Origin of the sequence: Bradyrhizobium sp. SRL28, assembly GCF_018596315.1 — a bacterium.
GTDB lineage: Bacteria > Pseudomonadota > Alphaproteobacteria > Rhizobiales > Xanthobacteraceae > Bradyrhizobium.
Genome location: NZ_JAHEAG010000016.1, coordinates 43,155 through 70,008 on the forward strand (window position 1 = coordinate 43,155; position 26,854 = coordinate 70,008).

The 26,854-nt window shown below is 61.4% G+C and carries 26 protein-coding genes and 2 pseudogenes; 3 read left to right on the forward strand and 25 right to left on the reverse strand.

Features of this window, described 5'->3' with window-relative positions; translation table 11 throughout:
* Window positions 1-57: 57 nt before the first annotated feature.
* Complete coding sequence (locus KIP88_RS26315; protein WP_214490986.1) at window positions 58-387, forward strand: septal ring lytic transglycosylase RlpA family protein; 330 nt, start codon at window positions 58-60, stop codon at window positions 385-387.
* On the opposite strand, the gene KIP88_RS26320 is transcribed toward KIP88_RS26315, so the two are convergent.
* Window positions 380-640, reverse strand: a complete 261-nt coding sequence (locus KIP88_RS26320; RefSeq protein ID WP_214490988.1) for a hypothetical protein — start codon at window positions 638-640, stop codon at window positions 380-382. The two genes, KIP88_RS26315 and KIP88_RS26320, sit on opposite strands and share 8 nt — an antisense overlap.
* Before the next feature lie 375 nt (window positions 641-1,015).
* Between KIP88_RS26320 and KIP88_RS26325 the strand changes: the two genes are divergently transcribed.
* The gene (locus KIP88_RS26325; RefSeq protein ID WP_214490990.1) at window positions 1,016-1,354 is read left to right on the forward strand and encodes a zincin-like metallopeptidase domain-containing protein; all 339 of its coding nucleotides are present in this window, start codon (window positions 1,016-1,018) and stop codon (window positions 1,352-1,354) included.
* A 147-nt stretch (window positions 1,355-1,501) separates the two neighbouring features.
* Here the strand turns inward: KIP88_RS26325 and KIP88_RS26330 are convergent, their stop codons facing one another.
* Window positions 1,502-2,521, reverse strand: coding sequence for a transglycosylase SLT domain-containing protein (locus KIP88_RS26330; RefSeq protein ID WP_249791029.1), 1,020 nt, complete (start codon window positions 2,519-2,521; stop codon window positions 1,502-1,504).
* Between the two features lie 1,039 nt (window positions 2,522-3,560).
* Here KIP88_RS26330 and KIP88_RS26335 point away from each other — a divergent pair.
* Window positions 3,561-4,326 (forward strand): annotated as a pseudogene (locus KIP88_RS26335) (SDR family NAD(P)-dependent oxidoreductase).
* A gap of 365 nt (window positions 4,327-4,691) precedes the next feature.
* Here KIP88_RS26335 and dhaK read toward each other — a convergent pair.
* The 23 genes and pseudogenes from dhaK to KIP88_RS26445 form a co-directional block, all read right to left on the reverse strand.
* A complete protein-coding gene (gene dhaK, locus KIP88_RS26340) occupies window positions 4,692-5,681 on the reverse strand; it encodes a dihydroxyacetone kinase subunit DhaK (protein WP_214490993.1) in 990 nt (329 codons plus the stop codon).
* A 41-nt stretch (window positions 5,682-5,722) separates the two neighbouring features.
* Window positions 5,723-6,154 (reverse strand): hypothetical protein, encoded by a 432-nt coding sequence (locus KIP88_RS26345; protein ID WP_214490994.1) that lies wholly within the window; start codon window positions 6,152-6,154, stop codon window positions 5,723-5,725.
* Window positions 6,151-7,749: a phosphoenolpyruvate--protein phosphotransferase gene (ptsP, locus tag KIP88_RS26350; protein ID WP_214490995.1), complete on the reverse strand. Its 1,599-nt coding sequence runs from the start codon at window positions 7,747-7,749 to the stop codon at window positions 6,151-6,153. The genes KIP88_RS26345 and ptsP overlap by 4 nt, the downstream gene beginning before the upstream one ends.
* Before the next feature lie 5 nt (window positions 7,750-7,754).
* Window positions 7,755-8,069 carry an HPr family phosphocarrier protein gene (locus KIP88_RS26355; RefSeq protein ID WP_214490996.1) on the reverse strand — a complete coding sequence of 105 codons (315 nt, stop codon included), beginning with the start codon at window positions 8,067-8,069 and terminating at the stop codon, window positions 7,755-7,757.
* Window positions 8,062-8,463 carry a dihydroxyacetone kinase phosphoryl donor subunit DhaM gene (gene dhaM / locus KIP88_RS26360; protein WP_214490997.1) on the reverse strand — a complete coding sequence of 134 codons (402 nt, stop codon included), beginning with the start codon at window positions 8,461-8,463 and terminating at the stop codon, window positions 8,062-8,064. Before dhaM ends, KIP88_RS26355 begins: the two co-directional genes overlap by 8 nt.
* The gene (dhaL, locus tag KIP88_RS26365) at window positions 8,460-9,074 is read right to left on the reverse strand and encodes a dihydroxyacetone kinase subunit DhaL (protein WP_214490998.1); all 615 of its coding nucleotides are present in this window, start codon (window positions 9,072-9,074) and stop codon (window positions 8,460-8,462) included. Before dhaL ends, dhaM begins: the two co-directional genes overlap by 4 nt.
* Entirely contained in the window at window positions 9,071-10,078 is a 1,008-nt protein-coding gene (locus KIP88_RS26370) for an ABC transporter ATP-binding protein (protein WP_214490999.1), read from the reverse strand. The genes dhaL and KIP88_RS26370 overlap by 4 nt, the downstream gene beginning before the upstream one ends.
* Window positions 10,071-11,168 carry an ABC transporter ATP-binding protein gene (locus KIP88_RS26375; RefSeq protein ID WP_214491000.1) on the reverse strand — a complete coding sequence of 366 codons (1,098 nt, stop codon included), beginning with the start codon at window positions 11,166-11,168 and terminating at the stop codon, window positions 10,071-10,073. Before KIP88_RS26375 ends, KIP88_RS26370 begins: the two co-directional genes overlap by 8 nt.
* Before the next feature lie 6 nt (window positions 11,169-11,174).
* Window positions 11,175-11,387, reverse strand: coding sequence for a hypothetical protein (locus KIP88_RS26380; protein ID WP_214491001.1), 213 nt, complete (start codon window positions 11,385-11,387; stop codon window positions 11,175-11,177).
* Window positions 11,384-12,337, reverse strand: coding sequence for a carbohydrate ABC transporter permease (locus KIP88_RS26385; protein ID WP_214491002.1), 954 nt, complete (start codon window positions 12,335-12,337; stop codon window positions 11,384-11,386). The genes KIP88_RS26380 and KIP88_RS26385 overlap by 4 nt, the downstream gene beginning before the upstream one ends.
* Window positions 12,334-13,293 carry a carbohydrate ABC transporter permease gene (locus tag KIP88_RS26390; protein WP_214491003.1) on the reverse strand — a complete coding sequence of 320 codons (960 nt, stop codon included), beginning with the start codon at window positions 13,291-13,293 and terminating at the stop codon, window positions 12,334-12,336. The genes KIP88_RS26385 and KIP88_RS26390 overlap by 4 nt, the downstream gene beginning before the upstream one ends.
* A gap of 89 nt (window positions 13,294-13,382) precedes the next feature.
* Window positions 13,383-14,657: an ABC transporter substrate-binding protein gene (locus KIP88_RS26395; protein ID WP_249791042.1), complete on the reverse strand. Its 1,275-nt coding sequence runs from the start codon at window positions 14,655-14,657 to the stop codon at window positions 13,383-13,385.
* Window positions 14,658-15,743: 1,086 nt separating this feature from the next.
* A complete protein-coding gene (locus KIP88_RS26400; protein ID WP_214491005.1) occupies window positions 15,744-16,211 on the reverse strand; it encodes a metallophosphoesterase family protein in 468 nt (155 codons plus the stop codon).
* A gap of 133 nt (window positions 16,212-16,344) precedes the next feature.
* Window positions 16,345-16,499: pseudogene (locus KIP88_RS46645) on the reverse strand (glutathione S-transferase family protein); the annotation flags it as partial.
* A gap of 1 nt (window position 16,500) precedes the next feature.
* Window positions 16,501-16,863, reverse strand: coding sequence for a hypothetical protein (locus KIP88_RS26405; protein WP_214491006.1), 363 nt, complete (start codon window positions 16,861-16,863; stop codon window positions 16,501-16,503).
* A 150-nt stretch (window positions 16,864-17,013) separates the two neighbouring features.
* Window positions 17,014-17,802 carry a 3-hydroxybutyrate dehydrogenase gene (locus KIP88_RS26410; RefSeq protein ID WP_214491007.1) on the reverse strand — a complete coding sequence of 263 codons (789 nt, stop codon included), beginning with the start codon at window positions 17,800-17,802 and terminating at the stop codon, window positions 17,014-17,016.
* A 94-nt stretch (window positions 17,803-17,896) separates the two neighbouring features.
* Window positions 17,897-18,688 carry an acetoacetate decarboxylase gene (locus KIP88_RS26415; RefSeq protein ID WP_214491008.1) on the reverse strand — a complete coding sequence of 264 codons (792 nt, stop codon included), beginning with the start codon at window positions 18,686-18,688 and terminating at the stop codon, window positions 17,897-17,899.
* Window positions 18,689-18,722: 34 nt separating this feature from the next.
* Entirely contained in the window at window positions 18,723-19,874 is a 1,152-nt protein-coding gene (locus KIP88_RS26420; RefSeq protein ID WP_214491009.1) for a DUF3734 domain-containing protein, read from the reverse strand.
* A 230-nt stretch (window positions 19,875-20,104) separates the two neighbouring features.
* Entirely contained in the window at window positions 20,105-20,623 is a 519-nt protein-coding gene (locus tag KIP88_RS26425; RefSeq protein ID WP_214491010.1) for a hypothetical protein, read from the reverse strand.
* A 13-nt stretch (window positions 20,624-20,636) separates the two neighbouring features.
* Entirely contained in the window at window positions 20,637-23,789 is a 3,153-nt protein-coding gene (locus KIP88_RS26430; protein ID WP_214491011.1) for an efflux RND transporter permease subunit, read from the reverse strand.
* Between the two features lie 2 nt (window positions 23,790-23,791).
* Entirely contained in the window at window positions 23,792-24,862 is a 1,071-nt protein-coding gene (locus KIP88_RS26435; RefSeq protein ID WP_214491012.1) for an efflux RND transporter periplasmic adaptor subunit, read from the reverse strand.
* Window positions 24,859-25,992 (reverse strand): efflux RND transporter periplasmic adaptor subunit, encoded by a 1,134-nt coding sequence (locus KIP88_RS26440; RefSeq protein ID WP_214491013.1) that lies wholly within the window; start codon window positions 25,990-25,992, stop codon window positions 24,859-24,861. The genes KIP88_RS26435 and KIP88_RS26440 overlap by 4 nt, the downstream gene beginning before the upstream one ends.
* Window positions 25,989-26,819, reverse strand: a complete 831-nt coding sequence (locus tag KIP88_RS26445) for a sensor histidine kinase (protein WP_308163643.1) — start codon at window positions 26,817-26,819, stop codon at window positions 25,989-25,991. Before KIP88_RS26445 ends, KIP88_RS26440 begins: the two co-directional genes overlap by 4 nt.
* Window positions 26,820-26,854: the final 35 nt, after the last annotated feature.

The following is a 26,854-nucleotide window of genomic DNA, read 5'->3' on the forward strand; positions in this document are numbered from 1 at the left end:
GGAACTTAGCGGCTTCAGCATAGTTCTCGATTCGGGCGGGACCGGGAGTTTGAATCGATGGACCGCCTCTTACGCGTTTGCGTTGCGATAGTGCTTGTGTGTATTTCGACATCGGCTTTGGCCGAGACCTGCATTGCCTCTCATTACGGATATAGCGGCGGACGGACCGCATCCGGCGAGCGCATGAACCCGAGCGCGATGACCGCCGCTCATCGCAGCAAACCATTCGGCTCGCAAGTTACAGTCACCTCACAGAGAAGCGGACGCAGTGTCACAGTCCGCATCAATGATCGCGGCCCGTTCATCAGGGGCCGCTGTATCGACCTATCCACAGGCGCGGCGCATGCGCTCGGGATGGCTGGCATTGAAAAAGTTTCGCTCAACTGAGCATCGCGGATTCGGTTGTGTCGTCTGACAAAGCCACAAGCGTTGCGCGGTCTGGTGCGAGGCTTGCATCGTCTCTGGACTGCAAGAGTTCACCGAACATTGGCGGACTGAAGCTAGCGCCTTGCGCGCTGGTTATATGCACCTCCCAACCCGCCTTGTTCAGGCTGCGAGCCTTTGACACTGCTGCCTGCGGTTTCAGTCGCAGCGTCTGCACCAGGTGTCCGTCTTTGGAAGCGTGGATCGTAAACGTCATGATCGACTCCTCGCGCCCCCGGATAAAGGCGATCACAAGCGTAACGCAGGAGCAAGAAGAAGTCTTTCCGCAGTGCAGCGCTGGCTCAAGTCCCGGTATCGCGCGACCCTTGAATAATTGGGGCCTTTGGACGGGTTGCGGTCATCTTGAGGCCAGCGAAATCCGTTTGCCGCCCGGCAGTGGTGCGATATTTCCGGGTGACCGCTACCGAACCATGCGAAGCAAACAGGCCGCTGTACGGGGCTTTCTCTCGGCCTGCCGCCTTAGCGCGAAAATCCCTCATAGAGGAACGCGCCGCGTATCGTTTCCGCATCCCTCTCACTAACGCCTTGGGCACGAACGACATCGTACCAGGTCGCGCGTACTCGCTCGCTCATGTCCGAGACGATTGCCCTCACCTCCTGCTACGCGACGCTCGTACACGAGCTGACGCACTGGACCGGCGCGAAACACCGCCTTGACCGCGAGTTCGGCAAGCGCTTTGGCGATCAGGCCTATGCCGCCGAGGAGCTCGTCGCCGAGATCGGCACCGCGTTCCTGTGCGCGGAGCTTCGGATCACGCAGGAAACGCGGCCCGACCACGCGCAGTACCTTGCGCAGTGGCTCACGCTCCTGAAGGGCGATCAGCGGGCGCTGTTCGCCGCATCCGCCAAGGCGTCCGAAGCCGCGATGTATCTGAAGCGCTGCAGCGCCGAAGAGCGCAGCGCCGCCTGAACGCGCTGATGCACTCATCTCGCGGGTGCCGCTCGGCAAGCATGAGGTGGTGCAGGCGCTCGAGATCCGGGCCGCTTTGCCGAAGACTCCAGTCGGCAAGATCTCGAAAAAGGATCTGTGCGAGCAGACCCAAGTAATAAGTTGCTTTTACTTGTTCGCGCGGTCGGCGGCGACCGTGGCCATGTATTTCGAGTAGAATTCAGCAACCCGGTCGCGCCACATTCCGACGAACGCTCCCGATGTCAACTTATCGACCGATTTCCACGCGCGTTTGACGGCCGGAAGAGTATTCCGCCAGATCGCGCGTTTGCACCATTTTTCGCCCTTCTCCCTGCCTTCGCTGGTGGCACACATGGATTTCCAGGCGGTGCGATCAGGTTGGCTGATGTGCTCGGCTGCGCCTTCCCAGCCCTGTTGGTGGATCAGGTAAAGATCGCTCAAGGTTGGCTTCCGGTGCGTCACCCACTCGAACAGGATACCTTCGGTGATGACCTTGTAGGCCGCCGCAACGGCATTGTCGCGGGGATCACGAATCTGCCCGGAGCCGAATTTGCTGAACTCATACTCGCTCAGTTGGAACAGGCCGATATACGACCCGGTGCGTTGCTTGGGGTCGAAACCGGACTCGATCTTGGCAACCGCTTTCATGAAATTGGAATCGAGACCGAAAGCGTCGGAGGCGCGCTTAATCTCCTCGAGCGGCGTTCCGACCGGGGTCTCCTTGAATGAACTTAAAACGATCGCCGCCGGCTTCTCTGCAGGCGGCAGTTCGGACCAGACGTAATGGATGAGATACCGGAAATCCTGCGTCACCGGTGCCGGCTTGGGAGCATCGCCGGGCATCGCGGGTGTCGGCACCGGTTGGCCGGCATCATAGCGGCCCAAGGCAATCCATTTTGCCTCGAAAGAGTCGTCGCCGATTTCGGCTTGGGCCACCAACGGCGGTCCGGAAACCGCCCCGGGCAACGCGCCGGGCGCTGTTCCGCCTCCGCCTGACGCTTCCGCCACGACGGCGGAGAGCTCAGGGCTACCCGGCGTCCGGGTGCTCGCAGCCGCCTCCGTAATTGCGTCCGGTACAGTCGCGTTTGGCGTGTTTCCGCCGACCTGATGGATCATTCCTGTGAATGTTATGGCACTCACGATGCAGGTGGCCTGCAAGGCTTTCATTGCCCCCAACTCCGCGGCACGGTCCCCGAAAGAACGCTGCACGCATGTTCCCGTAGTCCAAGGCGAGTCCGTTTTTAGTGGAATGTCCCAAGCGAGGCGACGGACAAGATTGGGATGGGTCACATTTACTGGAGCTGTTGCCTAAATGCGACATCCTTATCGCCGCTCGCAACTGCCAAGGCTATTGGCCTCGACATCCCGCCCACGATGCTCGCACTCGCGGATGAAGTCATCGAGTAACCCGCCACTTCGCCTTTGGATCTTGGCTGTGTGAAAACGAGAAGACGCTCAATCGCGATAGAAGAAGTTATTCGTCCAAGCCCGCTTTAGTCGCTCAAGGCGCAAGCGGATTAAACTTGGAGGTTGGACTGGAAAAATATCATTCTTCGCTGCGTTTCGGTTTTTGAGTTTTTACACGGCCAAGGTCAAACTCAGAAGTCTGAGTGCGCAACTGGGAACGGACCACGTCGTTCTTCGGAAAAACGACGAGCTGCGTAGGAGCGTGATGGCGCTTCGCAACGTTACAGCACTCTGAAAATCACCTTTCGCGAGATTTTCCGGGTCGCTCGATTTTCGACTTTTGCAACAATATCTGCCATCGAGCGACATTCACCGCCTTCATTCGATAACCTTATCGGCACGGGCGGCCAATGTCGGCGGCACGGTGAGGCCTAGCGGCTTGGCAACCTTTTGCATTGATCACGAGTTCGTATTTCGTCAGGCCTCTTGCCGCCGCTTCATGGACCTCTCGTGTATCCCTTGCCAAAAGACCGCATCGTAGCAGCTCAAGGTGGGCGGTTGGAAAGACACAAATGTCGCCGAATGGTCAATCGCGTCGATTTGCCCCGCCGCGAGTGACCTCCGGTTTTCCTCAAACGCAGACTTCGTCCCTGCAAGCAGGCATGTCTCTCAGTGGACTTGCGGTTCGGCAGGTTCAAACGATCGTCATGTCAACCCGGTCTTGCCGCGTTACGCGACAGCAAGCATACTTCACACGCTTCGCGCTTCCAGCGGATGTCGAATCAGAGGAGCCTATGAAATGGACCTGCAGCTCGCTGGCAAAAGAGCATTGGTAACAGGCTCGGCTCGGGGCATTGGGCGTGCCATCGCCGAGCGTCTTGCTTTGGAAGGAGCCGACGTAGCAATTTGTGCACGCAGCGGAGACGCCGTTGAGGAAACGGTCAAGGCATTAGAATCCAAAGGAGTGAAGGCTTGGGGCCGATCCCTAGACGTTAAAGACCCAGCAGCACTTCGGAGCTGGGTTGAAGACGCGGCGGCGACGTTTGGCGGTATCGATATTTTAGTGGCAAATGCCAGTGCGCTATCTTTCGGCCTCAGTATCGAAGCCTCCAGGCAGCCTTCGACGTCGATCTCATGCACACCGTGACGGCAGTTGAGGCGGCCATGCCGCACCTTGAGCGATCAAACTCGGGGAGCATTATCGCTATCGGCTCGATCGGAGGAGTCGAGGATTCAGAGCTAAATGTTTATACAAAAGTCTCTTATGGTTCCGTCAAAGCCGCACTGCATTTCTATATGAAGTCACTCGCCCGCACCGTCGCGCCCAAAGGTATCCGCGCCAATGTCGTCAGCCCCGGTTCGACGTTTTTGATGGCGGTGCCTGGGATCGGATCAAGAAGCACGAACCCGAGCGCTTCCAAAACGCAGTTAAGATGATTCCAATGGGGCGGATGGCGCGGCCCGAAGAAATCGCAAACGTCGTCGCGTTCACGGCGAGCCCGGCGGCGAGCTACGTCACCGGCGTAAATCTGGTGGTTGACGGTGCCTTCACGCGACGCATTTAGGTTAACGCGCCACGCCCACAGCCGGAGACAACCCTAGGCTGGTTTAAGTCCGCTTTGGGTCCATCAACAGACCTGAAGGTCCCGAAATTTCACTTCCGTTCCGTCGCCGGGAGCGGACATGCTCGTGAACGGCCGCTTAGCGCCATGAGCCGACCTTCCGATCGGGCTATTCTTATCGAACCTTGCTCCCCATTGTCGTCGATCAAGGTTTTCTCGGCAAACGTGCCGCCTTGGCGGCACGTTTGCCCTTATTGGATCGATCGCGCTCAAGGCCAATGTGGAGCGGCCTCTTGCCGAGACTGGCCAAGGGTAGAACGGGGCCGACAGTCTTCGGCTGCAAAGAAAAACTAAGCCGCGAGAGGTGATCATGTGCCCCAGCGCAGCGCCGCCGTGTGGACCGGAGCATCCCACAATTCCTTTGCCTGGCCATCGAGCACGGACACGGTGATCGACACGCCAGCCATGTCGAGGGATGTGACGTAGGATCCGGTCAGGAACCGCGCTGCCGTGATCCCCGCACCTTCCAGAATTCGCTTGGCGCTGTTGACCATCAAATAAAGCTCGATCAGCGGCGTTGCGCCGAATCCGTTGACGAGAAGCAGCACTTCGCTCCCGGGTTTTGGCGCAAGGTCCTTGAGGATCGCGCCAACGAGTTCCTCGGCAATCGCATCGGCGGGAGCCAGCCGTACTCGGCGCCGGCCAGGCTCGCCATGAATCCCAACACCCATTTCCATTTCGTCGTCGGCCAGCGTGAAATTCGGCCGTCCCGCCGCCGGCACGGTGCACGGCAGCAGCGCCACGCCCATCGAGCGGGTGCGTCGGTTAACGTCGTCGCCGAGAGCCTTGAGAGCAGCAAGCGGCATTCCGTTCTCGGCCGCCGCGCCGACCATCTTTTCCACGATCAGCGTACCCGCGACACCGCGGCGACCGGTCGTGTAGGTCGATTTCTCGACCGCCACGTCGTCGTTCGTCACCACGCTCGCAACCTCCCGCCCGGCCATCTCGGCGGCCATGGTGAAATTCATCACATCGCCCTCGTAGTTCTTGACGATGAGGAGGACGCCTGCGCCGGTGTCGACGGCTTCCGCCGCCTCGACCATCTGGTCCGGCGTCGGCGAGGTGAAGACCTGGCCGGGACAAGCGGCATCGAGCATGCCGCGGCCGACATAGCCGGCGTGCAACGGCTCATGCCCCGAACCGCCGCCCGAAATCAGGGCGACCTTGCCGGACTTCAATGTTCGGCGGCGCACAAATTTGCGGTCGGCACAAAGCAGCAGGATATCCGCGTGCGCGGCCGCAAAGCCGTCAAGACTTTCTTCGAGTACCGTATCGGTGCCGTTGATCAGCTTTTTCATAAACGCCTCCCGATGGTTCACTTGCGGTTTCGATCAATCCGTCAGCCGACGGTCTCGGCGTAGCGTGCGAGCTGCGCCGCAAAATCGATGACGAGTTGTTCGAGCGCACGATTCTTCTTGTCGTCGCCGAGGTCCGGCACCGTCACCGCGATGGTGCGCGTGCGCGCTTCACGATGGGATGGGCGCAGCCGGCCGGGATGCGCGCGTCCATAGGCCTCCAGAAATGCCGCGCGCTCGGCGCCGGACAGATGGCAGACTTCGAAGATGATCGCGACGTGCTTCGCCGGAATCGGCACCAGATAGGCCGGATTGGTGATCTGGGTGACGAAGGAGCGGTTCTTGCCCAGCGCCGCCGCAAGCTTGAGCCGGGTCCCGGACGGCCGGTTGTCGAGCACCCGCCGCAGGATGACCTTGTAGTCAGCAACATTGCTGTCGCCCGGCGCACGCGTGTCTTCGTCTGCTTCGTCCGTCATGAACCTACCTTTGCGATCGCGGTCTTGAGCCGCGCTACGGTCAACGGCGCCACCGAGAGGGTCCGCAAGCCGGTCGCAAGCAGCGCCGTCGTCAGGCGGGTGTCGGCGGCAGCGTCGCCGCAGAGCGAGACCTCGACACCGCGCTTGCCGGCGGCCTCGACGGTGCGGGCGATCAGGGCCAGCACCGCCGGATTACCCGCATCGTTGAGGTCGGCGACCGCGCCGATATCGCGCGCCGCGGCCATCGTGTACTGGGTCAGGTCGTTCGATCCGATCGAATAGAACGCGGCGCCGAAATCCTCGGCGCAGAGCGCCGCTGCCGGAACCTCGATCATGATGCCGAGCGGCGGCCGGGCGCAGGCGATCCCCTTCGCCCTGAGTGCTGCGACCTCCTCGTCAAGCATGACACCGGCGCGATCGAGTTCCGAGGGAACCGCGATCATCGGCAGCATTACTTTCAACACGCCGTGCACGGCCGCACGTGCCAGCGCCCGCAGTTGCACGCGGAACACCTCCGGCCGCGCCAGCGAGAGGCGGATGCCGCGAAGGCCGAGAAACGGATTGCTCTCGCCGTCAACCGTCAAGCCGGGGATCGGCTTGTCGCCGCCGGCATCGAGGGTGCGGATCGTCACCGGCCTTCCCTGGACCCACTCAAGAATGCGCCGGTAGACTGCATATTGCGTGTCCTCGTCCGGCAGGCCGTGAGACGCCTCGAACAGGAATTCCGTGCGCACGAGACCGATGCCGTCGCAAATCGCGGGATCGAGGCCCGCAAGGTCTTCAGGGGCGGCGATGTTGAGCAGAACCGCGATCCGCCGGCCATCGGCCGTATAGGCAGGCGCAAGGCTCGCGGCCTCTGCGGCGGCCAGCGCTGTGTTCGCAGCCACCATGCGCTGCTCGAACAGGCGACGCGTCTCCGGCTCAGGATCGAAGATCACGCTTCCTGCGTCGCCATCGACCAGCGCCAACGCCGGTGGCTGCCCGTTCCACGAAAGTGGGCCGAGCCCAACCACCATGGGCGCCCCGCGCGCCCGCGCCAACATCGCGACATGTGAGGAAGGTGAGCCCGCAGCCAGCGCGATGGCGCCCCCGTGCGACCAGTCAGCGGCAAGAAAAGCGGAAGGCGTGATGTCGTCAGCCGCAACGATCGAACCACCGGTAATCCTGGCGACCGTGTCCACGCCGCTCAGATGCGCGAGCACGCGGTCGCGGATGTCGACGATATCGGCGGCACGGGCACGGAAATATTCGTCTTCAGCAGCGCGGTAGCCGGCGATCTCCACGTCGAGTGCCAAGCGCCAGGCATGGTCGGCAGTGATCCCCACCGAGATGACCTCATATGCCGCAACCGCCAGCGCATCATCTTCAAGCATGGCGACCTGGAATTCCAGAATGTCGGCCACCTCGCCCTGAATCGTCTTGATCTGCTCGGCGAGCTCCGCCCTCGCGCCTTCAATCGCCGCCCGCAGTGCCGCCGCCTCCTGCGCGGGATCGTCGCTCGCCGTTCGCCTGGTCACAACCGCAGTCAGCATGGTAACCGGTCCGATCGCGAGACCCGGCGAGGCAGCACGGCCGATGAGATGAATCTCTGCCACCGCGATCAGGCCTCGCCGAAACCGTCATGCACCAGCGCGAGCACGGCAGCAAGCGCTGCCTTGCCATCGGGGCCGGCGACGCGGAAATGCAGCGTCGCTCCCTGCGGTGCCTTCACGCGCATCACCTTCACCGGACTCTTCGCATCGGTCCAGGGTCCGTCCGGCGCAAGCGCAAACTCGATCTTCGCTACGAAGCTTTTCGCGCACTGCGTGAGCTTGACCGACGGCCGCGCATGAAGACCGACGGCGTTGACGAGAACCGCCGAGGCCGTCAGCGGCGCGAAGGCGTTAGCCGCCCGACTGGCGTTGACATCATGCATAGAATTCCTCCGCGCTACGTTTGACGGCGGCAAGTGACGAACCGCCCGAGGATTCGGTCGCTGCGATCACAGCACCTTCAACCACCGGCGCATTGCAGACAACGACGCGCGCACGTCGATCTTCAGCCAGCATCTCCAGCGCCATCTCCGAATTCGTCTCTGCCCCGCCGAGATCGACCAGGATAGCTACGCCCGCTGGCGACCAGGCCGCCTCGATTGCCTCCAGAATACCGGCGACATTCGTGCCGAGCCCGCCATCGGTATCGCCGCCGGTCCAGGCAAGCGGCACAGCGTTGCCTACCATCTGGCGCACCATATCGGCTGCGCCCTCCGCAATTTTGGAGGAATGCGAAACGATGACGATGCCGACATTGCCGGAACTTGAATTGCTCATGAAACTGCCTCGAATTCCAGCGCCGCAACGGCTGCGCCAATCAGGAGGGACGCCGAGCGAGACCCCGGGTCCATATGACCGATGGATCTTTCGCCGAGGAAGGATGCCCGGCCGCGGGTTGCAAGCATCGGTGTCGTGCGATCGGCGGCTTGCGCCGCCTCGGCCGCAATCGCCCTGGCGTCACCCCCACTCGCAAATACGGCTTGCGCGGGCACCAGAACGTCCAGCAATGTCTTCTGCCCCGCTTCCGAACGCCCGCGGAGCTTGACCGCGCCGATCGCCTTATCCGCCGCCGCGACGAGATCGGCGCGCGTCGGCTGCTCCGGAAGCGCCTTGCCAAGCTCCATGAAGAAGGTGCCGACCAGTGGCCCGGAAGCGCCACCGACCTTCATGACCAGCGTCATTCCAATCGCCTTCAGCATCTCCGGCAACGATTTGTCGGCGAGGCCGGGCAGCGTCGCGAGCACGGCCTCAAAACCCCGCTTCATGTTCAATCCGTGATCGCCGTCGCCGATTGCCTGGTCCAGGCTGGTCAGTTCTTCGGCGTGTTCGATCATCGACGCTGCGAGCGCCCGCACCAGTCTTTCCCTCGCTGCCCGGTCGAGACTCATGCCGCGACCCTCCCGCCATCCGCATCGAAGAACAGCGGCTTGTTGAGACGAAGCGACACGATATCCCCGGGTCCGAGCCTGGCTTCAGGGTCGGACAACGTCACGACGGGTTGGCCGCCAAGGTCGAGATGGAGATGGCTCTGGTCGCCGAGATGCTCGATCCGCTTGACGGTCGCTTGTACGTCACCGCCGCCGCGCGCGATTGTCAGGTGCTCGGTGCGCGCGCCAATGGTCATGGCCCCGCGCGGCGCACCGGCAAAGAGAGTCGCCGGCAGCAGGTTGATCGCCGGCTGGCCAAGCCGCGCGGCGACATGAGCGTTGATCGGGTTCTCGTAGATCTCGCGCGGCGTACCGATCTGCAGCAGCCGCCCGCCCTCGATGACACCGATGCGCGAAGCCATGGTCATCGCTTCTGTCTGATCATGGGTGACATAGAGGATGGTCGCGCCGAGATCGGTCTGGATACGCTTGAGTTCAAGCCGCATTTCACCGCGCAGCTTGGCATCCAGCGATGAGAGCGGCTCGTCCATCAGATAGATCGCGGGCGAGCGCACCAGGGCCCGGCCGATCGCAACCCGCTGCATCTGTCCGCCCGACAACTGCGTTGCCTTGTTGTCCAGCTTGGTTTCGATGTGGAGAAGGCACGCGACTTCGCGCACCTTCGCGCGGATCTCTGCCTCCGGTACGCGGCGGATCGGCGCGCGTAGCGCAAAAGCCATGTTCTCGAACACGGTCAAATGCGGATACAACGAATACTGCTGGAACACGAAAGCGACGTCGCGGTCGGCCGGCGCGTCACCAGTCACGTCGCGTCCGCCGATCCGGATCGAACCGCGGTCGGGCATCTCCAGTCCGGCGATCAGCCGCAATGTCGTCGTCTTGCCGGCGCCTGTCGGCCCGAGCAGAGCGACGAACTCGCCGTCGCCGACGGTCAGCGACAGATCGCTGACGGCCTGCGTCTTCTTGAACGCCTTGGAGACCGCCCTGATCTCAACCTCAGCCATGCACGCCTCCCTCATGCAATACGGTGCGAATCGCCCGGCCGGACGCCTTGTCGAAGATCGACAGCGTATCGGGCCGGAAGTCGAGCCCGACATTCTCTCCGGTCCGAAACGACACGCTGGCGGGCGACCGGGCCTTGAGTGCGCCATAGCGCGTCGTCACGGTGACGATCTGCGTCGTGCCGAGATACTCGGTCCCATAGATCTCGCCCCGCACCGCGCCGCGATCGGCGAAACGCACATGCTCGGGCCTGACCCCGAGAACGAGATCGCTTTCCGGCAGCCCCTCGCGCGCCGTGGGAATGGCAACCTCGCGCTCGCCAAGCCGGATCTCCTGCACGCCGGTTTCCAGGCTGCCGCGGAACGGCAGGAAGTTCATCGGCGGCGAGCCAATGAAATCTGCAACGAACAGTGAGGCAGGCCGATCATAGATGTCGCGCGGGCTCGCGACCTGCTCGACGACACCGTTGTTCATCACGGCGATCATATCGGCCATCGCCATGGCCTCGAGCTGATCGTGCGTGACATAGACCGTGGTCGCTCCAAGCCGGTCGTGCAGTGCACGCAGTTCACGGATCATCGCCTCGCGCATCTCAGTATCGAGCGCTCCCAGCGGCTCGTCCATCAGGAAGCATTTCGGCTTGCGCACGATCGCGCGTCCAAGCGCGACGCGCTGCCGATCGCCGCCGGCAAGACCCGACACCGGCCTGTCGAGAAGATGTGAAATGCGCAGGATGCGTGCGGCCTCCACAACTCGCTGGTCGGCTTCCGCCGCGCCGATGCCCTCGCATTTCAGGGGGAAACCGATATTGCGCCGGACATTCATATGCGGATAGAGGGCGAAGAGCTGGAACACGAAAGCAATATCGCGGGCCGATGCGCGGTTCATCGTAACGTCCTCACCGTCAAGCCGAATGGTGCCGGCCGTCGGCAATTCCAGTCCTGCAATCATGCGGAGCGTCGTCGTCTTGCCGCAGCCAGAAGGACCCAGCAGACAGAGGAACTCGCCGTCCTCCACCGTGAAGCTGGCTTCCTTGACGGCATGGAAATTCCCGAAGGATTTGTCGAGCGCTTCGACCCTGATTTGTGCCATCGCGCCCTACTCCCTGACCTTCGAGACAATGATGAACATCACTGTGCCGAAAAGCGTGGTCGCGAACGACCAAGAATACAGCGTCAGGAAAAACGGCTGCATAAGCATGACGACGCCCGCGGCGATGATCGTCGTCGCGATGGCCTCCAGCGGACCGCGCCGCAGAATTCTGTCCGCGAAGCTGCGACCCGGCATACGGGTGTGTGCATCGAGGCTCATTTGCGAACCGCTCCAAAGGTGATGCCGCGCAGCAGATGCTTGCGCAGAAGCACTGTGAAAACGACAATCGGCACCAGAAACAACGTTGTGCCGGCGGCGACTGCAGGCCAGTCCTGCCCGCCTTCCCCGATGATGATCGGAATGAAAGGTGGCGCCGTCTGCGCATTTCCGGAGGTCAAAAGCACCGCGAAGGCGTATTCGTTCCAGGCGAAGATCAGGCAGAAGATCGCGGTTGCCGCGATTCCGGTTGTTGCCTGCGGCAGCACCACCTTCACGAAGGCCTGAAAGCGGGTATAGCCGTCGATCATGGCCGCTTCCTCGTACTCGCGCGGGATCTCGTCTATGAAACCTTTCAGCAGCCAAACCGCGAGCGAGACGTTCACCGAGGTGTAGAGCAGGATCATGCCGAGCCTTGTGTCCGACAGTCCGATGGCGCGGTACATCAGATAGATCGGGATCGCGACCGCGATCGGCGGCATCATTCGTGTCGACAGGATGAAGAACAGCAAATCGTCCTTCAAGGGCACGCGGAACCGCGAGAACCCGTAGGCCGACAATGTGCCCAGGGCGACCGCGAGCACGGTCGAGCCAAAGGCGATGATCAGCGAATTGACAAAACGCGGCACATAATTCGACGGACCGGCGACCACCATGTTGCGGCCGCGCGCAATTTCATCGCAAAGCCCCTGAGGCGGTCCAAGCGTGCGGATGAATTCCGGCGTCTGGCGCGAGCGCGTAGTGAAGAGATTGCAGAAACCTTCGAGCGACGGCGTGAAGACGACCTTGGGTGGATAGGAGATCGCATCGTCCGGCGACTTGAATGAGGTGAGAACGATCCAGACCAGCGGAATCATGGTGATCACGGCGTAGAGAACCACGAGCGAACCCGCGAGTCGCCGGGTGCCGGGCAATGGTTCAACGACGGAATGAGCTGTGTTGGCGATGCTCATCGGCTCTTCACCCGGTTCAGTGCCTTGACATAGATGTTGGCCAGGCCAAACACCGTCACGAACAGAATGATCGCAAAGGCCGAGGAATAGCCCGTCCGCCAGCTCTCGAACGCCGCGCGCTTGAGCGTGATCGAGGCAACTTCCGTCGTCGACCCCGGCCCGCCGCCGGTAAGCAGGTTGACCATGTCGAACATCTTGAAGTTCTCTATGCCGCGGAACAGCACGGCGAGCATGATGAACGGCAACGCCATCGGCAGTGTGATCGACCAGAATTGCCGCCATTTTGATGCGCGGTCGACCTCCGCCGCCTCATAGATGTAGTCCGGAATCGATCGCAGGCCAGCAAGGCAGATCAGCATCACATAAGGGGTCCACATCCAGGCGTCGACGATGACGATCGCCCAGGGGCTCAACGTCACATCACCCAGCATCTGGAACGACGATGCGGGGCGGCCGGTGAGGAAGGCGACCACATAGTTGAAGAGGCCGATTTGCGGCTGATAGAGGAACGTCCAGAAATTGCCAACGACGGCCGGCGAAAGCATCATTGGCAGCAGGATGATCGTCGTCCAGACGCCGTGGCCGCGGAATTTCTTGTCGATCAGGAAGGCGAGGCCAAATCCGAGCACGGTCTCGATGACGACGGTCCAGAACACGAAATGCGCCGTCACCTGCATCGCCGCCCAGATGTCCGGATCGGTCAGGATCGTCTGGTACCAATCGATCCCCAGCCACTTCACCGGGGCATTGGCCCGGTTGGCCCGATAGTTGGTGAAGGACAGATAGATCGTCCAGACCAGCGGGAAGATGTTGATCGCCAGCAGTAGCACCATGGTCGGGGTGATGAAGAGCCACGCGAGCGCCTTGTCCGACAAGCCCCGGATACGGCGCACCACGGCGGGCTGCACGGGCACAGCGCCGTAGGTGATCCGCGATGAGGCACTCAAATCATTCATGGCGTCGGGTGGTCCTGATGCGCCGCGGCTTCGGAAGCGAGTCCTGGTATTGCCTGGAGCGCGAGCGAGCCGCGCTCCAGGCCGCTATCCTAGAACTTCTTGCCCTCTTCCTTGAAGATGGCTTTCCAGTCTTTCACCAACCCGTCGAGCGCTTCCTGCGCGGTCCCCTTGTCGGCGACCACGTAGTCATGAACGCGCTTCTGCTCGGCTTGCAGGAGCTGGGCGTAGGATGGCTCGGCCCAGAAGTCGACCACCATGCTCATCGACTTCAGGAACTCCTTGGCGAACGGCGCGCTGTCCGGGAAGCTCGGGTCATTCAGCACGGATTTGGCGCAGGAATAGCCGCCCAGCGCCCACCACTTCTTCTGCACATCGGCGCCGGAGAACCATTTGATGTATTGCAGCGCTTCGCCCTGGTTCTTGGAATAGGAAACCACGGAGATGCCCTGCCCGCCGAGCTGCGTGGCCTGGGTGGTGGCGGCGGGATTGGAGAAGAAGCCGATCTTGTCGCCGCCGACGTTCGGATCCTTGTAGAGGCCGGGGAAGAAGGCGAAGAAGTTCATCTGCAGCGCCACCTGACCGGACTTGAAGGCATCAAGACCTTCCGACATGTAGGAGTTGGAGGCGCCGGGAGGCGTGCAACACTTGTAGAGCTCCTTGTAGGCCTCGAGCCCCTTGACGGCGCCCGACGAGTTGACGAACCCGTCCATCGCGTAGGGCTTGTTGGGATCCTGGTACTTGAAACCGTAGTCGTAGAGATAGTTCGAGACGCCCATGGTGATGCCTTCCGAGCCGCGCTCGGTATAGATCGAGGCACCATAGACCTTCTTGCCGTCGATCTCGCGGCCCTGGAAGAATTTTGCGATGTCGCGGAGTTCATCGAGCGTCTGCGGCACGGCGAGATCACGGCCATATTTGGCCTTGAAGTCTTTCTGCACGTCGGGGCGCGCGAACCAGTCTTTGCGATAGGTCCAGCCGACCGCGTCGCCCATCGCCGGCAACGCCCAGTAATTCGGTGTGTTCTTCGGCCACTGCGAATAGCCGACCACGGTGGCGGGCATGTAGTCGTCCATGCTGATGCCTTCCTTCTTGAAGAAGTCGTTCAGCTTAACGTACTGGCCGTTCTCGGCAGCGCCGCCGATCCACTGCGAATCGCCGATGATGAGATCGCACAGCGAGCCGCGCGAGTTGAGTTCGTTCAGGAAGCGATCGGCGTAGTTGGTCCACGGCACGAACTCGAACTTCATGCCGATCCCGCTCTTGGCGGTGAAGTCCTTCGACAGTTCGACCAGCGCGTTGGCCGGGTCCCATGCGGCCCAGCACAGCGTGATCGTCTTGCCTTGCGCGTGCGCGGGCGTGGTCATCGCTCCGATGCCGACCGCAGCGGCGAGAGCGCCGCCTGCAGCAAAAAGCGCCTTCATGCTATTCTTCATGCGCATTTCCCTCCATTTGAACCGGCCATCGACATGGCGCGGCGTTCCTGCCCGCTCGAATTTTTCGAGCAGTGCGACACAGTCCTTGACGGGCTAAGTGACTGAACTGACGTTTCCTCGCGCCACCCGGATTCTTAAGGACCGGCGAAGCTCGATTTGTTTAGTGAAACACAATTTACTAAACATTGCAAGTGAGCTGTCGCCGGCTTTCATTTCAATGTTCGCGTAACGCCTGGCGATTGAAGCAAGGCGACCGTTATGATGATTGCCTACAAGCTTATTGCATCGAACAGAACTCACGAAGCAATCACGTCGGTCGGCGAAATGGCGCTATCGATTGCGCGTGTCGTCCGAGCGCTTCAATTCCAAGGCGATTTTATTTTGTTGCGCCAATTCGAAATGCCGTCGCTAGAACGAGTCGTTTGTCATTGCTTATGCTTTTGACCAAGGTCAGATCGAAAGCTATACGCAAACCGTACACCACGCCGCTCCCTTGAAGAGGCTACTCAGTTGTTACGTTACCAATATGAACGAACGAGAACCGCGACTGCCATGGTCGTGGACGCTTACCTGACGTGAGCTTTGCGGCGAACGACCGCTTTGCGCGGCGAGTTCAACCGATCGCTGCAACACATTCTGCGGACTTCGCCTTAGGCCGCCTCGGATCTCGCGCTGTCGTTCGGAAGGAAGGGAGAAGCAGTCGGAGCGCCAAGACTGCACCGGCGGCGTGACGCTCGTCGATCCTGAATACGACCGCGGCATAGAGCTTGCTGCAGTGAGGAGGCTGAAGATAGGGCCGAATATGCCAGTACTGATACTTGGGCCGTACCAACTCTGATCGTTGCCGGTGGTGTCGGCTACCATTTGATTCGTACCATTCACTAGATCGGTTGTAGGATAAAAAGAAAACCCGAGCCGCGATGCCGGCCGGGCTTTTTTCTAGTCTTCCTGTTCCAGCACGGTCTGGAATATCCCTAGAGAGGACACTGCTCAGTGCTCCCTCGGGCCTCATCCACATCACTCGGCGCGACTAAGGTCGTGAATGACCGGCTGAAGGTCGCTTGCGGTTAGCTCCAAAGTAGCCAGCGTGATAGGCAGCTTGAAACGCCGTGGCCCGGCGCTTCCAGGATTTAGATAGAGCACACCGTCAATCGTTTCGATCCGCGGGCGATGCGAGTGGCCGGAAACCACCACGTCGATTCCGCAAACTGCTGGATCGATCTGAAGTTGCTGAAGGTCATGCAACACATAGAAGGAGCGCTCACCGAGCCGGACCACCTGAGTGTCGGGATAACGTTTCGCCAAGTCGCCGGTATCGATGTTTCCTCTGATCGCAGTGACAGGCGCGATCCGACGAAGTCTGACGAGAACGTCCGCGCGACCAATATCGCCAGCGTGGATGATATGCGCCACCCCGGCAAGCCCTTGCTCAGCCTCGGGCCGCAGGAGCCCGTGGGTATCCGAGATGATTCCAATCTTCAGCACTGCGCAGTATCCCTCGATGCGCGACCGAACGGCGTGTCCGACTATCTCAATCACGCATAACACGGCTAGGGTCAGGACCCATAAACTGAACGAAAAACTCGGATGACGACTTCGAGCCCCGGACGGACCTCAATCAGCCGGCCGGTGGCTTGCCGGTGTAAACCGCCAATTGAGCGTCGAAAGCCCACTTGTAGGCGGGCCGCGCTTCGCCGCGGCGACATAGGTGGCCAGGTTCGCATGTTCGTCCAGAATGCCCGATGATTTCGGCCTGAGCAGCACCGACACCAGCCTAGCTGCTTCGTTGCGCGGTCCAGTATCCCGAGCAGCGCCCGCCTCCTGCGTGACCGCTCCAGGTCCCGCCGCCGGCGTCTCGCGTCAGCCTTCCCGAACCTGATGCGTATTTTTCGTGGACCGTCACCGACGCGCGAACCGCGCCCGATCTCCCGACAGACCCTCTGAACTTCACCAGATTGGGATGCGTGACAACGCCGTCGTTTATATTCACTGAGAAATTGTAGGTCGGATCGCAGCTTCCGCGTTGTGTAACGAAGACGAGATTCCAGGGACCGTCGTAAGAGGTTCGGGCTTCGGCAGCCGTCGCCATGGTAAGGCAGGCACAGCCAATGAAATTCGCCATCAGTCGCTTGTTCATGATGTTCTCTCCATAGGAATTGGTTGATGTTCAGTAAGGCAGCAGTCGTAGGTGTTGGGCATTGTTGCCTTCTCTTGGTCTATCGTCGCTGTTCGTCGACCATCTCCTTTCACCGTGCGTTTCAGGAGCCGGTGTGCATTTCGGTGGGCCCTACGCGGCCGTCCAGCCGCCGTCGATCGAGAGGTTGGCGCCGGTGATCTGCGCGGCGTCTTGGCTGCACAGGAACAGCGCCAGCGACGCCACCTGCTCGACCGTGACGAATTCCTTCGTCGGCTGGGCCGCGAGCAGGACGTCGTTGATCACCTGATCTCTCCTCATGTTGCGCGCCTCCATCGTATTCGGGATTTGCTTCTCCACTAATGGCGTCCAGACGTAGCCGGGGCTGATGCAGTTGCAGGTGATCTTCGACCGGGCGAGTTCCAGCGCCACCGTCTTGGTGAGTCCCACGATGCCGTGCTTGGCCGCGACGTAGGCCGACTTGAAGGGGGATGCGACCAGCGAATGCGCCGAGGCCGTGGTGATGATACGGCCCCAGCCGCGCCTCTTCATGCCGGGCACGGCTGCACGGATCGCGTGGAAGGCGGAGGACAGGTTGATCCCAATGATCGCATTCCACTTGTCGACCGGAAACTCCTCGATAGGGGCGACGTGCTGGACGCCGGCATTGTTCACGAGGACATCCACGCTGCCGAAAGTCTTCTCGGCGAGCGTGATGAGCTCGGCGATTTCGCTCGGCTTGGCCATGTCCGCGGGCGAATAGACGGCCTTCACCCCGAAATCGCTCTCGACGGCAGATCGCTCCTTCTCGACATCGGCCGGCGCATCCATCCCATTGAGCACGATGTTGGCACCCGCGCCTGCGAAAGCACGCGCATACGCGAGACCGATGCCGCTCGTCGAGCCGGTCACAACCGCGACTTTACCTTTCAGAATACCCATTTCACTTTTCCTTGTTGATCTCAAAACGAGTGACGGCCTTACGGCTCGTCGCCGCAGGTGTTTCTGGACGCGCGCAGCGGATCGCAGTCGTCCCTCATGTGACCAGAGCTCTCTCGTAGCTCCGGAGCGGGCGTCGGATCGGCTGTTGCAAATAGTCGTGAACGACCTTGCCGAGCCCTAGGGTAAGGTCGGCGCGGATGTGAATTGCGGATACGATCTCGAGAACCGGCAAATCAGCCACGGGAGCCAGGGCGTGAGGCGTCAGCGCGAGAGCCGCGGGCCCGGTCCACGCCCCTTTCAAGACAAGTTGCTCAAGGTGATATTCGACAAGCTCGCAGATCCGCGGACTGCCGTCGACGTGCGGAATGATCTTGAGAAGGAAGTTCGGTTCCTGGAGAGCGGCCTTGACTTGCGCCAGGTCGGCTTCGCGGTACTTGTACCCCATCGTGCCGGTTGCTACCCGCAACCGGCCGTAATCCAGAGTGCCGATGAGCGTATCGACCTCGGTCCCCAACGTCGGTTGGCCGAGCTTTTTCGGAAAGCCCCAGAGCTCGCGACCGCCCGCGATCGGTCCCTCATCGTTCAGGAACATGCAATGGGTGTAGCTGCCCCTGCGACCGCGGAACGACACCGGGATGACTTGGCCGCTCTCGGTGTAGTCGCCAAAACCATTGGAATCCGGCATGCGGATGAATTCGTATTTGACCAGCGCCTCGCGTTCATCGAGTTCGAGCGGCGCCGGGACAACCGATCGCAGCTTCCCCGGATCGGTGCGATAGGTGATGATCAGATACTCGCGGTTGACGAAGCGATACGGCCCCGGCGGATAGGCCGGACTGGTGAGCGGCATCGCGAACGCCCGCCTCACGATTTCATTTTCGCGCATTCAATTCTCCTGTGACTGGGAATGACCGGCTGGCCTATTCGCGACCATTCTGCTCAAGATCGAACGTGGAGACGCCGTCCGCACTGGTCGGGCGGGCCAGCACTTCGGGATGACGAAGGGTGCGCAGCGCATCGTGATAACCGGCGCGCCAATGATCCTGCATCGAGAGGCGGGAAAATTCGTAGTCCTTGGAGTGGCCTTCGTAGTTCCGCGTGCGATAGATTAGATGGACGAGGCTGTGCACGTTGTGAGAGGCAGCCGTCCTGAGCAGCCTGACGTCCTCTTGCTCGCGCAGATCTTCAGGCAGCCTGCTCAAGAGAGCTGCCAGTTCTCGCTGCAACCGGTGCAGGCTCTTGAACTGGTCTGTGCTCGCTCGCGTGCGGCTCGAGTATTGAATCTCCTTTTGACGCGTAACGACGTCGGCCATATTGCGCGGAATCTGGCCGCGTGCGCTCCAGAGATCAACCTGAAACACGAGCGTGTCCTGACGGGCGCCACACTCAATCACCCACTGCAACGGAGTGTTGGATACGAGGCCGCCATCCCAATAATGTTCACCATCGATTTCGATCGCTGGAAAGCCCGGCGGCAGCGCCCCACTCGCCAGGATGTGCTCGGGCCGAATCGTATGCGTGGCAGTGTCGAAATAGACCAGATTGCCGGTCCTCACATTGACGGCACCCGCGCTGAACCGCGTCATGCCGGCGTTGATACGATCGAAATCGACGAGGCGCTCCAGTGTCGTCTTCAGCGCGCCCGTGTCGTAGATGCTGGTGGCGGCAAGCGTTCCACCCGCTTGCAGCCATGGCGCCAGTGGCCGCGCAGAAAAGAATCCGTTCGCGCCAAACACCGCCGCAAAGCTCGCATTCACCTGATTGAGAAAATTGCGGGTGTGATCGCTATTCAACAAATCGGTGAACGGCGCGTCCAACGTCACCTGCGTCCAAAACTCGCGAAGCCGGTCAACGCGGGAATTGGGAGGATTGCCCGCGATGATTGCAGCGTTGATCGCTCCAATCGAAATGCCGGCAATCCAATCCGGATGGATGTTGGCTTCGGCCAGAGCCTCGTAGACGCCTCCCTGATAAGCCCCCAGAGCGCCGCCGCCTTGCAATAGCAACGCTATGCAATCGAATGGCGGGCGCCGGTCGCCGGTCGTGAGGTGAGGTCGAGGCTGAAAATTCATGATTCGGTGCCCTTGATTTGCGATTGCTCAAACCCGCGTCCGTTCTGTCGAGAGCGCGGTCGTCGCTGTTTTAATAAACTATACGGTATAGTTTATTAATGGCCTTGTCAAGCGAGCGCGTTCACAAGCTCGTGCTGGAACCAATTACTTAAGTCCCACGTTCGCCAGACGTTGTTGTCCCAACCAATTGGACACGCTGACGCAACGCCAAGGTTCGGAGTTCGTGATTGTTAGTTGCAAACCAGAACGCGTTGGTGGCGACTGTAGGTGTAGTAGCAGTCGCTATCGGAATAATTGTCACCGCTTGAGTTGCCATAGGTATAGCCGGCATAGGCGCCAGCGACGTAGGCTGCACCATAACCGTATCGCCGCCCGCCATAGCCATGGCTGAAGCTTCCGGAACGGCTGTGGCTGACCGATGCAGAGCGAGCCTGGACCGAGCGAGCGACCGCGGGTCCGTCACGACCGCCAGCGCGTACGCCGCCAAGCGCCCTTAGATCGCCGCGAGGACCAGCGCCGGCGCCCAGGCGAGGAGCCGGACCGCCGAAGCCGGCACGGGGCGCACCGCCAGGCCCCATGGGAGGAGGAGGACCTGCAAACGCCGGAGGACCGCCGGCCGCGATCGGCGGAGGACCGCCCGGCCCCATTGGAGGCGGACCGGGGAATTGCGCAAACACCGCAGTCGGCGCCAAGGAAATCGTGGCGAGCGTCGCGCTGACAGACAGCGTCAAGTGTATCTTCCAGGACATTATAGTCTCCGTTTTAGATTTGCGTCTCGAGCACCGGCACCGGCGCGGCCGGCGCGAGAGTCGGGTTCGACGAATGGCTGTCGTGCGCCGGATCAACGGTCTCACTCGTCGGCCGGCCATCGTCGTGTTCGGGGTGGATCCGGAACCACGCCACATAGAGCGCCGGCAGGAACAAGAGCGTCAGCAGTGTGCCGACGATGATGCCGCCCATCATCGCGTAGGCCATCGGGCCCCAGAAAATCTCGCGCGCTATCGGAATCAGCGCGAGACTAGCGGCAGCCGCGGTTAGGATAATCGGCCGCATGCGATTTTCGGTCGCTTCCACCACGGCGTCCCAGGCTCGGCGCCCCTCCTTCCTCAGATCCTCAATCTGCACAATCAGGATCACGGAGTTTCGGACCAGAATGCCGATGAGTGCCAACACGCCGAGGATGGCAACGAATCCGAGAGGCGAGCCGCTCGGCAGCATGGCCATGACGACGCCGATCACGGCAAGCGGCGCGACCGCAAACACCAGGAACAGGCGATGGAAGCTTTGCAGCTGAATCATCAGGATTGTGGCCATGACGAAAAGCATCAGCGGAACGATGGCGACGATCGGCGCCTGGCTCTTGGCGCTCTCCTCGACGGAGCCGCCGATCGCCACCGAATAATCCGCCGGCAGTTGTTTGGCGAACTCCGCCACCCTCGGCGCCAGCTGATCCATGATCGTCTTCGGCTGAACGTTGGTGACGACGCCAGCCTTCAGCGTGATCGTGGGAATCCGCGCGCGGCGCCAGATCGTCGGCTGCTCGATCTCGTAGCGCAGATTGGCCACGGCCCCGAGCGGCACCGCCTGCCCGCCGAGCCCGGTTAACTGCAGATCTCGGAGCGTATCGATCGAGGCGCGCTCGACCGCAGTAGCGCGTCCAGTGACATTGACGAGATAGATGCTGTCGCGAACCTGTGTGATCGGCGTGCCCTCGAGCACCGAGTTCAGGGTCGTGGCGATGTCTTCCGAGGTCACGCCGAGCTGACGCGCCTTGTCCTGGAGAACGTCGACCTTGACGACGCGCGCAGGCTCCATCCAGTCGAACACGACGTTGCCGAGATCGGGGTTGCTCCGGACGATGCCGGCGAGTTCCTGCGAGAGATCCCTGACCTTCGCGACGTCTGGCCCGCTTACGCGGTATTGCACGGGACGTCCCACGGGCGGACCGACCTCGAGCAACTTGACGTAGGTGTCGGTGCCTGGAAACGTCTTCCTCAGATATTCCTCAAATTGCGCCTTGACGAGGTCGCGCGCCTTTATGCCGCCCTTGGTCACAACTATTTGCTGGCCAAACCATGAATTGGCCGTCTGCACGTCGAACGACAGCACGAACCGCGGCGCGCCCGTGCCGACATAAGTCGACCAATGCTCCACGGAGCCATTGCCCTGCAGCTGTTCGCGCTCGAAGCGCGCCATTTGCGCATTGGTGTCTGCAATCGAAGCATTTTGCGGCAAGTTCCAGTCGATCACCAGTTCGTCACGGTCCGACGAGGGAAAGAACTGCTGCTGCACGAACGTCATGCCGAACAACGCGACGAAGAAGGCGGCAACCGTCACGCCGACAGTGATCCAACGGTGATGCATGCAGACGAGCAGCAGGCGGGCGAACATCTGCGCCAGCCGGCCCTTCTCCCCATGGTGCCCCTTCATCTTTGCGGGCAGGATGGTGACGCCGAGCAGCGGGGTAAACAGCACCGCGACGATCCACGACACGATCAGGGAGACCGCAATCACCACGAACAGGGTGAAGGTAAATTCGCCGGCATTGCTGCTGTTCAGCCCAATCGGGATGAAGCCCGCGACGGTGACCAGCGTGCCCGTCAGCATGGGAAAAGCGGTCGACGTATAGACGTGGGTCGCCGCCTTCTCCAGGGGATCGCCGGCCTCCAGTCGGGCCACCATCATTTCGACGGCAATCATGGCGTCATCGACCAGAAGGCCCAGCGCGATGATCAATGCACCCAGCGAAATTCTCTGCAATGAAATGTCGGCATAGGCCATCACCACGAACGTAATGGCGAGAACCAGCGGGATCGCAATTGCGACGACCAGCCCGGCGCGCATGCCTAAGCTGAGGAAGCTGATGGCGAGAACGATGACCACGGCCTCAAACAGCGCATGGGTGAAGCCCGACACGGCATGCTCGACGACGACGGGCTGATTGGCAACCAGATGAACGCCGACGCCGATCGGCAGGTCGGCAATGACCTTTGACATTTCCTCCTTCAGCGCCTCGCCGAAGTGAAGCAGGTTTGCGCCGGTCTTCATGCCGATGGCAAGCCCGATTGCAGGCTGGCCGTTGTACCTGAACAAGGTCTTGGGCGGATCGGCATAACCGCGTGTGATGGTTGCGACGTCGGTCAGCGGAAAGAAGCGGTCGTTGATACGGAGATTGACCGCGTTCAGGCTTGCTTCCGACGTGAAACGGCCGTTCACCCGCACGCTGATCCGCTCGGGCCCCTCCTGGAGCACACCGGACGGCGCGACCGCGTTTTGTCCTTGCAGGGAAGTCATGATCGAGTGGACGTCAAGGCCAAGGGCCGCGATCTTCCGCGTGGAGAACTCGAGGTAAATCACCTCCTCCTGCGTTCCCAGAATGTCGACCTTACCCACGTCCTGCACGGTCAAGACCTTGGCGCGGATACCCTCGACCTCGTCGCGCAGCTGGCGCTGGGTCAAGCCGTCGCTGGTGAAGGCATAGATGTTACCGAACACGTCGCCGAAACGATCGTTGAAGCCCGGTCCGATCACTCCTTGCGGAAAATCGCCTTTGATATCCGCGATCATGTTGCGGACGCGGACCCAGGTCGGCTTGACGTCAGCCGCCTTTGTCGTATCTCGCAGATAGACGAATACGGTGGTCTGGCCCGCGACCGTCACGCTCCTGGTGTAGTCGAGGGATTCCAGCTCCTCGAGCTTCTTTTCGATCCTGTCAGTGACCTGGCGCGTCACTTCTTCGGGCGATGCGCCCGGCCACTGCGCCTGGATCACCATTGTTTTGATGGTGAAGTCGGGATCTTCCTGACGACCAAGCTGAAGGTACGCAAAGAAGCCTGCCGCCATGAAGGCGATCATGAAATACCAGACGAGCGAACGATGTTCGAGCGCCCAGTCGGAAAGGTTGAACGACTTCATGGCTACTGATCCTTTTTGATACGGACGTGCTGCCCCGGCGTGAGGCTGTGGATTCCGGCTGTCACGATGCGCGCACCGGGAGCAAGCCCGCTGGCGACGCGGGCATCTGCGGGGTCCCCGGCGAGATCGACCTTGTGCAGCGACACGGTGCTCTCGCGCTGATCGACGACCCAGACAAAATTAGCGTCATCCTTGGCGACCACCGCCGAGGTGGGGACGCGCAATGTCGGACTTTGCTCTTTGCCGAGCTTCGCCGTAACGGTCGTGCCTAAGCGAAAGCTTTCAGGGGGATTGTTCAGGGTGATGCGGACTCGCCGCAGGCGTGTCGCGGGGTCTGCTTGCGGGGCGATCTCGCGAACCTTGCCTTCGACCTGAACGGCGGGGAGCAGCTGTAAGCCGACGGTGAATGGCAAGTTAATTTCAAGCGGCACCGGGAAATCCTCCCCGATATCGACCACCGCCTCCCTGATGTCGGGATTCGCAACTGTCACGACATTCTGGCCAGGAGAGACCACCTGCCCGACTTCTGCACCCACCGCAGTGATGACGCCGGCGAAATCGACCTTGAGCTGTGCATAGCCCCGTTGCTCGATGGCCTTGAACAGATTCGCCTGTGCGTGCGCCACCGACGCGGCGGCGCCGGCCCGCGCCTGCTCGGCATTGTCCAGTGTCTGCTTTGTGGTGGCGTCGGTTGTGATGAGGGTTCGCTGCCGCTGCTCTGTCGCCGTTGCAGTCGCCAGCAGCGCCTCGGCCTTCGTAAGCTCAGCCTTGGCCGAGCGCACCGCAAGCTCCAGAGCCGTGGAATCGATCACACCGACAGTTTGCCCTTCACCGACGAGGTCGCCAACGGAGACGGGACGCCCGATCAGACGTCCCAAGACGCGGAACGCGACATTAGTCTTGTACCGCGACTCAACAACGCCCACGGCAACGATGCCGTCCGTGCGGCTCGGCTCAAGGACCATCGACAGCACGGGCCGCACGGGCTCGGGCGCTTTCGCGTCCTGCTGACATCCAGCCAGCACCAGCGCGGAAATAAACGTGCCGGTTGCAATCATAGCGCGCTTCTTCATGACCGGTCTCCCTCATATGTCACGGCCTGGCCAACGCTCAGCAGCTTGCCGCCATCGATCACGACGCGCTCGCCCGGCTTGAGGCCCGCCTTGATCAGCACTTCTCGGGCTTCATAACCGCCGATCGTCACCGGCTTGAGCGCAGCCGTTTTAGTCGCCGGATCGACGGTCCAGACCGCGGGCTTCGATCCCGCCGCCGCCAATGCACTCCAGGGCAATGCGATCTGCCGCTGGGCCTTCGCTTTGACGGTTCCTGCAACAGCGCTTCCAAGCGTCATCGCTGCCGACGGATCCTGGATGGCAACCTTGACGCGGATGGTCGCGCTCTTCGCATCAATCGCGGGCGAGACTTCCCTTACATGTCCGTTCGCCGTCACGCCTGCGTCGTAGACAAGCGCCAGCGATACGTGGCTGTCGTCAAGATCGCCAAAGAAGAGGGATTCGTAGACGTCGAAGACGGCATCCCGTTCACCGTCCTGCGCCAGCGAGAAGACGGGCTGCGCGGCTTGTACGACCTGGCCGACTTCCAAATTGCGTGCGGTGACCACGCCTGTCGCTTCGGCGCGCAGCGCGGTAAAGCCAAGGGCGTCTTTCGACGTTCCGAGCTCCGCTTTTGCTGCTTCAAGCGCACCTTCTGCGGTTCGCAATCCTTCCTGCGCCTGATCGTAGACCGTCCGCGTGGTGTAACCGCTTGCGATCAGCGCCTTTTGCCGTTCGAAGGTCGCCCTGGCTACGCGTAGCTGAGACTCTCCGGCCAGCACCGCCGCAGTTGCGGCATCGACGTCGGCCTGCTGCTCGGCGGGATCGAGCAGAGCAAGGACCTCACCAGCCTGGACGCGGGCGCCGACATCGACATAGCGCGCGAGCACACGTCCGCTTACGCGGAACGAGAGGTCGGCGCGGAAACGGGCCTGGATTTCGCCGGTCAGGGTGACAGAGGCTTGTCGGTCCCGCGGCTGCACGACCTCCGTGCGCACGATCGCGGCACGCGTGACGGGAGCAGCGGTATGATCGTTGCAGCCACTCAGCGCGATTGCGACAAGCGCGGCCGCCAGGACGTTGGACCCTGTCAGCTTGCCGTTGCGGGCGGTTTTAACGATTTCAGTTTGGATCTCAGAGTGATGTTTCATGACACGTGACCAGGTGACAACAACTCCCGCAGCGCATCCGGCGCTGGACGGGCAGAGATCGGTTGGGCTCCGCGAGCGGGATTCGGATCCGGTCGAGTTGCAACGGGGCGGCTGCCCCGATCCGGGCACTTCGCGCCTGGGTAAAGCGCCGAGGCATCGGATGGGCCGACTTTTGACCGGCTAGACGACCGGATGATGCGACGCTTCGCCATCGCCCAGTTCGCCTGCCGCTCACGCTCTGTCAGCGGAAACGATAGGACGACGGATGTGAAATCCGTGCCGAAGCCGTGCTCGATCCGGCCGCCGATGCCCTTGGCAAGATCATTGCTGATCCGGACTCCGCGTCCCGCGGCGCCCCGTACCGACCGCGATCCATTGTCCAGGACGACGCAATTCACCACCGCGCCGATTCGTGTCAGCTTGACCTTGATTTCTCCGGTCCGCGCCTCGAAGCACGCATGCTTCGCGGCCTCGGTTACGAGCCCGTGGACGATCAATGCCAGCCGCCGGCATCGCTCTGGTTGGAGCGGAAGAGATTCGGTGTCGAGTGCCAGCCGGATATTCATTCGATCCAGCAACGAACGGCGCATGGCGCAGCCCATCATGCGGATGTATGTCGCGGCGTCGATCAGCGCCTTGCCCCTGGGCATTTCGAGCGCCTGCTGCACATCGGCATAACCATGCAACAGTTCGACCATGTCGCTTAAGGCGCGCTTGGCCTCAGACCCCTCAGCTCGGACGGCCGCGGCCGAGACCAGGTTGATCGCCAAGGCGAGCCCATTATTGATCCGGTGATTCAATTCGCGCAGCAGAATGCCCTGCTCCACTTTTGGCGAGTCCGGCCTGCACACAGTCACGACAA

Bases quoted from the DNA above. Each gene is read 5' to 3' on its own strand.
- KIP88_RS26315 (WP_214490986.1), top strand. From the start codon at position 58: ATGGACCGCCTCTTACGCGTTTGCGTTGCGATAGTGCTTGTGTGTATT.
- KIP88_RS26320 (WP_214490988.1), bottom strand. From the start codon at position 640: ATGACGTTTACGATCCACGCTTCCAAAGACGGACACCTGGTGCAGACG.
- KIP88_RS26325 (WP_214490990.1), top strand. From the start codon at position 1,016: ATGTCCGAGACGATTGCCCTCACCTCCTGCTACGCGACGCTCGTACAC.
- KIP88_RS26330 (WP_249791029.1), bottom strand. From the start codon at position 2,521: ATGAAAGCCTTGCAGGCCACCTGCATCGTGAGTGCCATAACATTCACA.
- dhaK (WP_214490993.1), bottom strand. From the start codon at position 5,681: ATGAAAAAGCTGATCAACGGCACCGATACGGTACTCGAAGAAAGTCTT.
- KIP88_RS26345 (WP_214490994.1), bottom strand. From the start codon at position 6,154: ATGACGGACGAAGCAGACGAAGACACGCGTGCGCCGGGCGACAGCAAT.
- KIP88_RS26355 (WP_214490996.1), bottom strand. From the start codon at position 8,069: ATGCATGATGTCAACGCCAGTCGGGCGGCTAACGCCTTCGCGCCGCTG.
- dhaM (WP_214490997.1), bottom strand. From the start codon at position 8,463: ATGAGCAATTCAAGTTCCGGCAATGTCGGCATCGTCATCGTTTCGCAT.
- dhaL (WP_214490998.1), bottom strand. From the start codon at position 9,074: ATGAGTCTCGACCGGGCAGCGAGGGAAAGACTGGTGCGGGCGCTCGCA.
- KIP88_RS26370 (WP_214490999.1), bottom strand. From the start codon at position 10,078: ATGGCTGAGGTTGAGATCAGGGCGGTCTCCAAGGCGTTCAAGAAGACG.
- KIP88_RS26375 (WP_214491000.1), bottom strand. From the start codon at position 11,168: ATGGCACAAATCAGGGTCGAAGCGCTCGACAAATCCTTCGGGAATTTC.
- KIP88_RS26380 (WP_214491001.1), bottom strand. From the start codon at position 11,387: ATGAGCCTCGATGCACACACCCGTATGCCGGGTCGCAGCTTCGCGGAC.
- KIP88_RS26385 (WP_214491002.1), bottom strand. From the start codon at position 12,337: ATGAGCATCGCCAACACAGCTCATTCCGTCGTTGAACCATTGCCCGGC.
- KIP88_RS26390 (WP_214491003.1), bottom strand. From the start codon at position 13,293: ATGAATGATTTGAGTGCCTCATCGCGGATCACCTACGGCGCTGTGCCC.
- KIP88_RS26395 (WP_249791042.1), bottom strand. From the start codon at position 14,657: ATGACCACGCCCGCGCACGCGCAAGGCAAGACGATCACGCTGTGCTGG.
- KIP88_RS26405 (WP_214491006.1), bottom strand. From the start codon at position 16,863: ATGAACAAGCGACTGATGGCGAATTTCATTGGCTGTGCCTGCCTTACC.
- KIP88_RS26410 (WP_214491007.1), bottom strand. From the start codon at position 17,802: ATGGGTATTCTGAAAGGTAAAGTCGCGGTTGTGACCGGCTCGACGAGC.
- KIP88_RS26415 (WP_214491008.1), bottom strand. From the start codon at position 18,688: ATGCGCGAAAATGAAATCGTGAGGCGGGCGTTCGCGATGCCGCTCACC.
- KIP88_RS26420 (WP_214491009.1), bottom strand. From the start codon at position 19,874: ATGAATTTTCAGCCTCGACCTCACCTCACGACCGGCGACCGGCGCCCG.
- KIP88_RS26425 (WP_214491010.1), bottom strand. From the start codon at position 20,623: ATGTCCTGGAAGATACACTTGACGCTGTCTGTCAGCGCGACGCTCGCC.
- KIP88_RS26430 (WP_214491011.1), bottom strand. From the start codon at position 23,789: ATGAAGTCGTTCAACCTTTCCGACTGGGCGCTCGAACATCGTTCGCTC.
- KIP88_RS26435 (WP_214491012.1), bottom strand. From the start codon at position 24,862: ATGAAGAAGCGCGCTATGATTGCAACCGGCACGTTTATTTCCGCGCTG.
- KIP88_RS26440 (WP_214491013.1), bottom strand. From the start codon at position 25,992: ATGAAACATCACTCTGAGATCCAAACTGAAATCGTTAAAACCGCCCGC.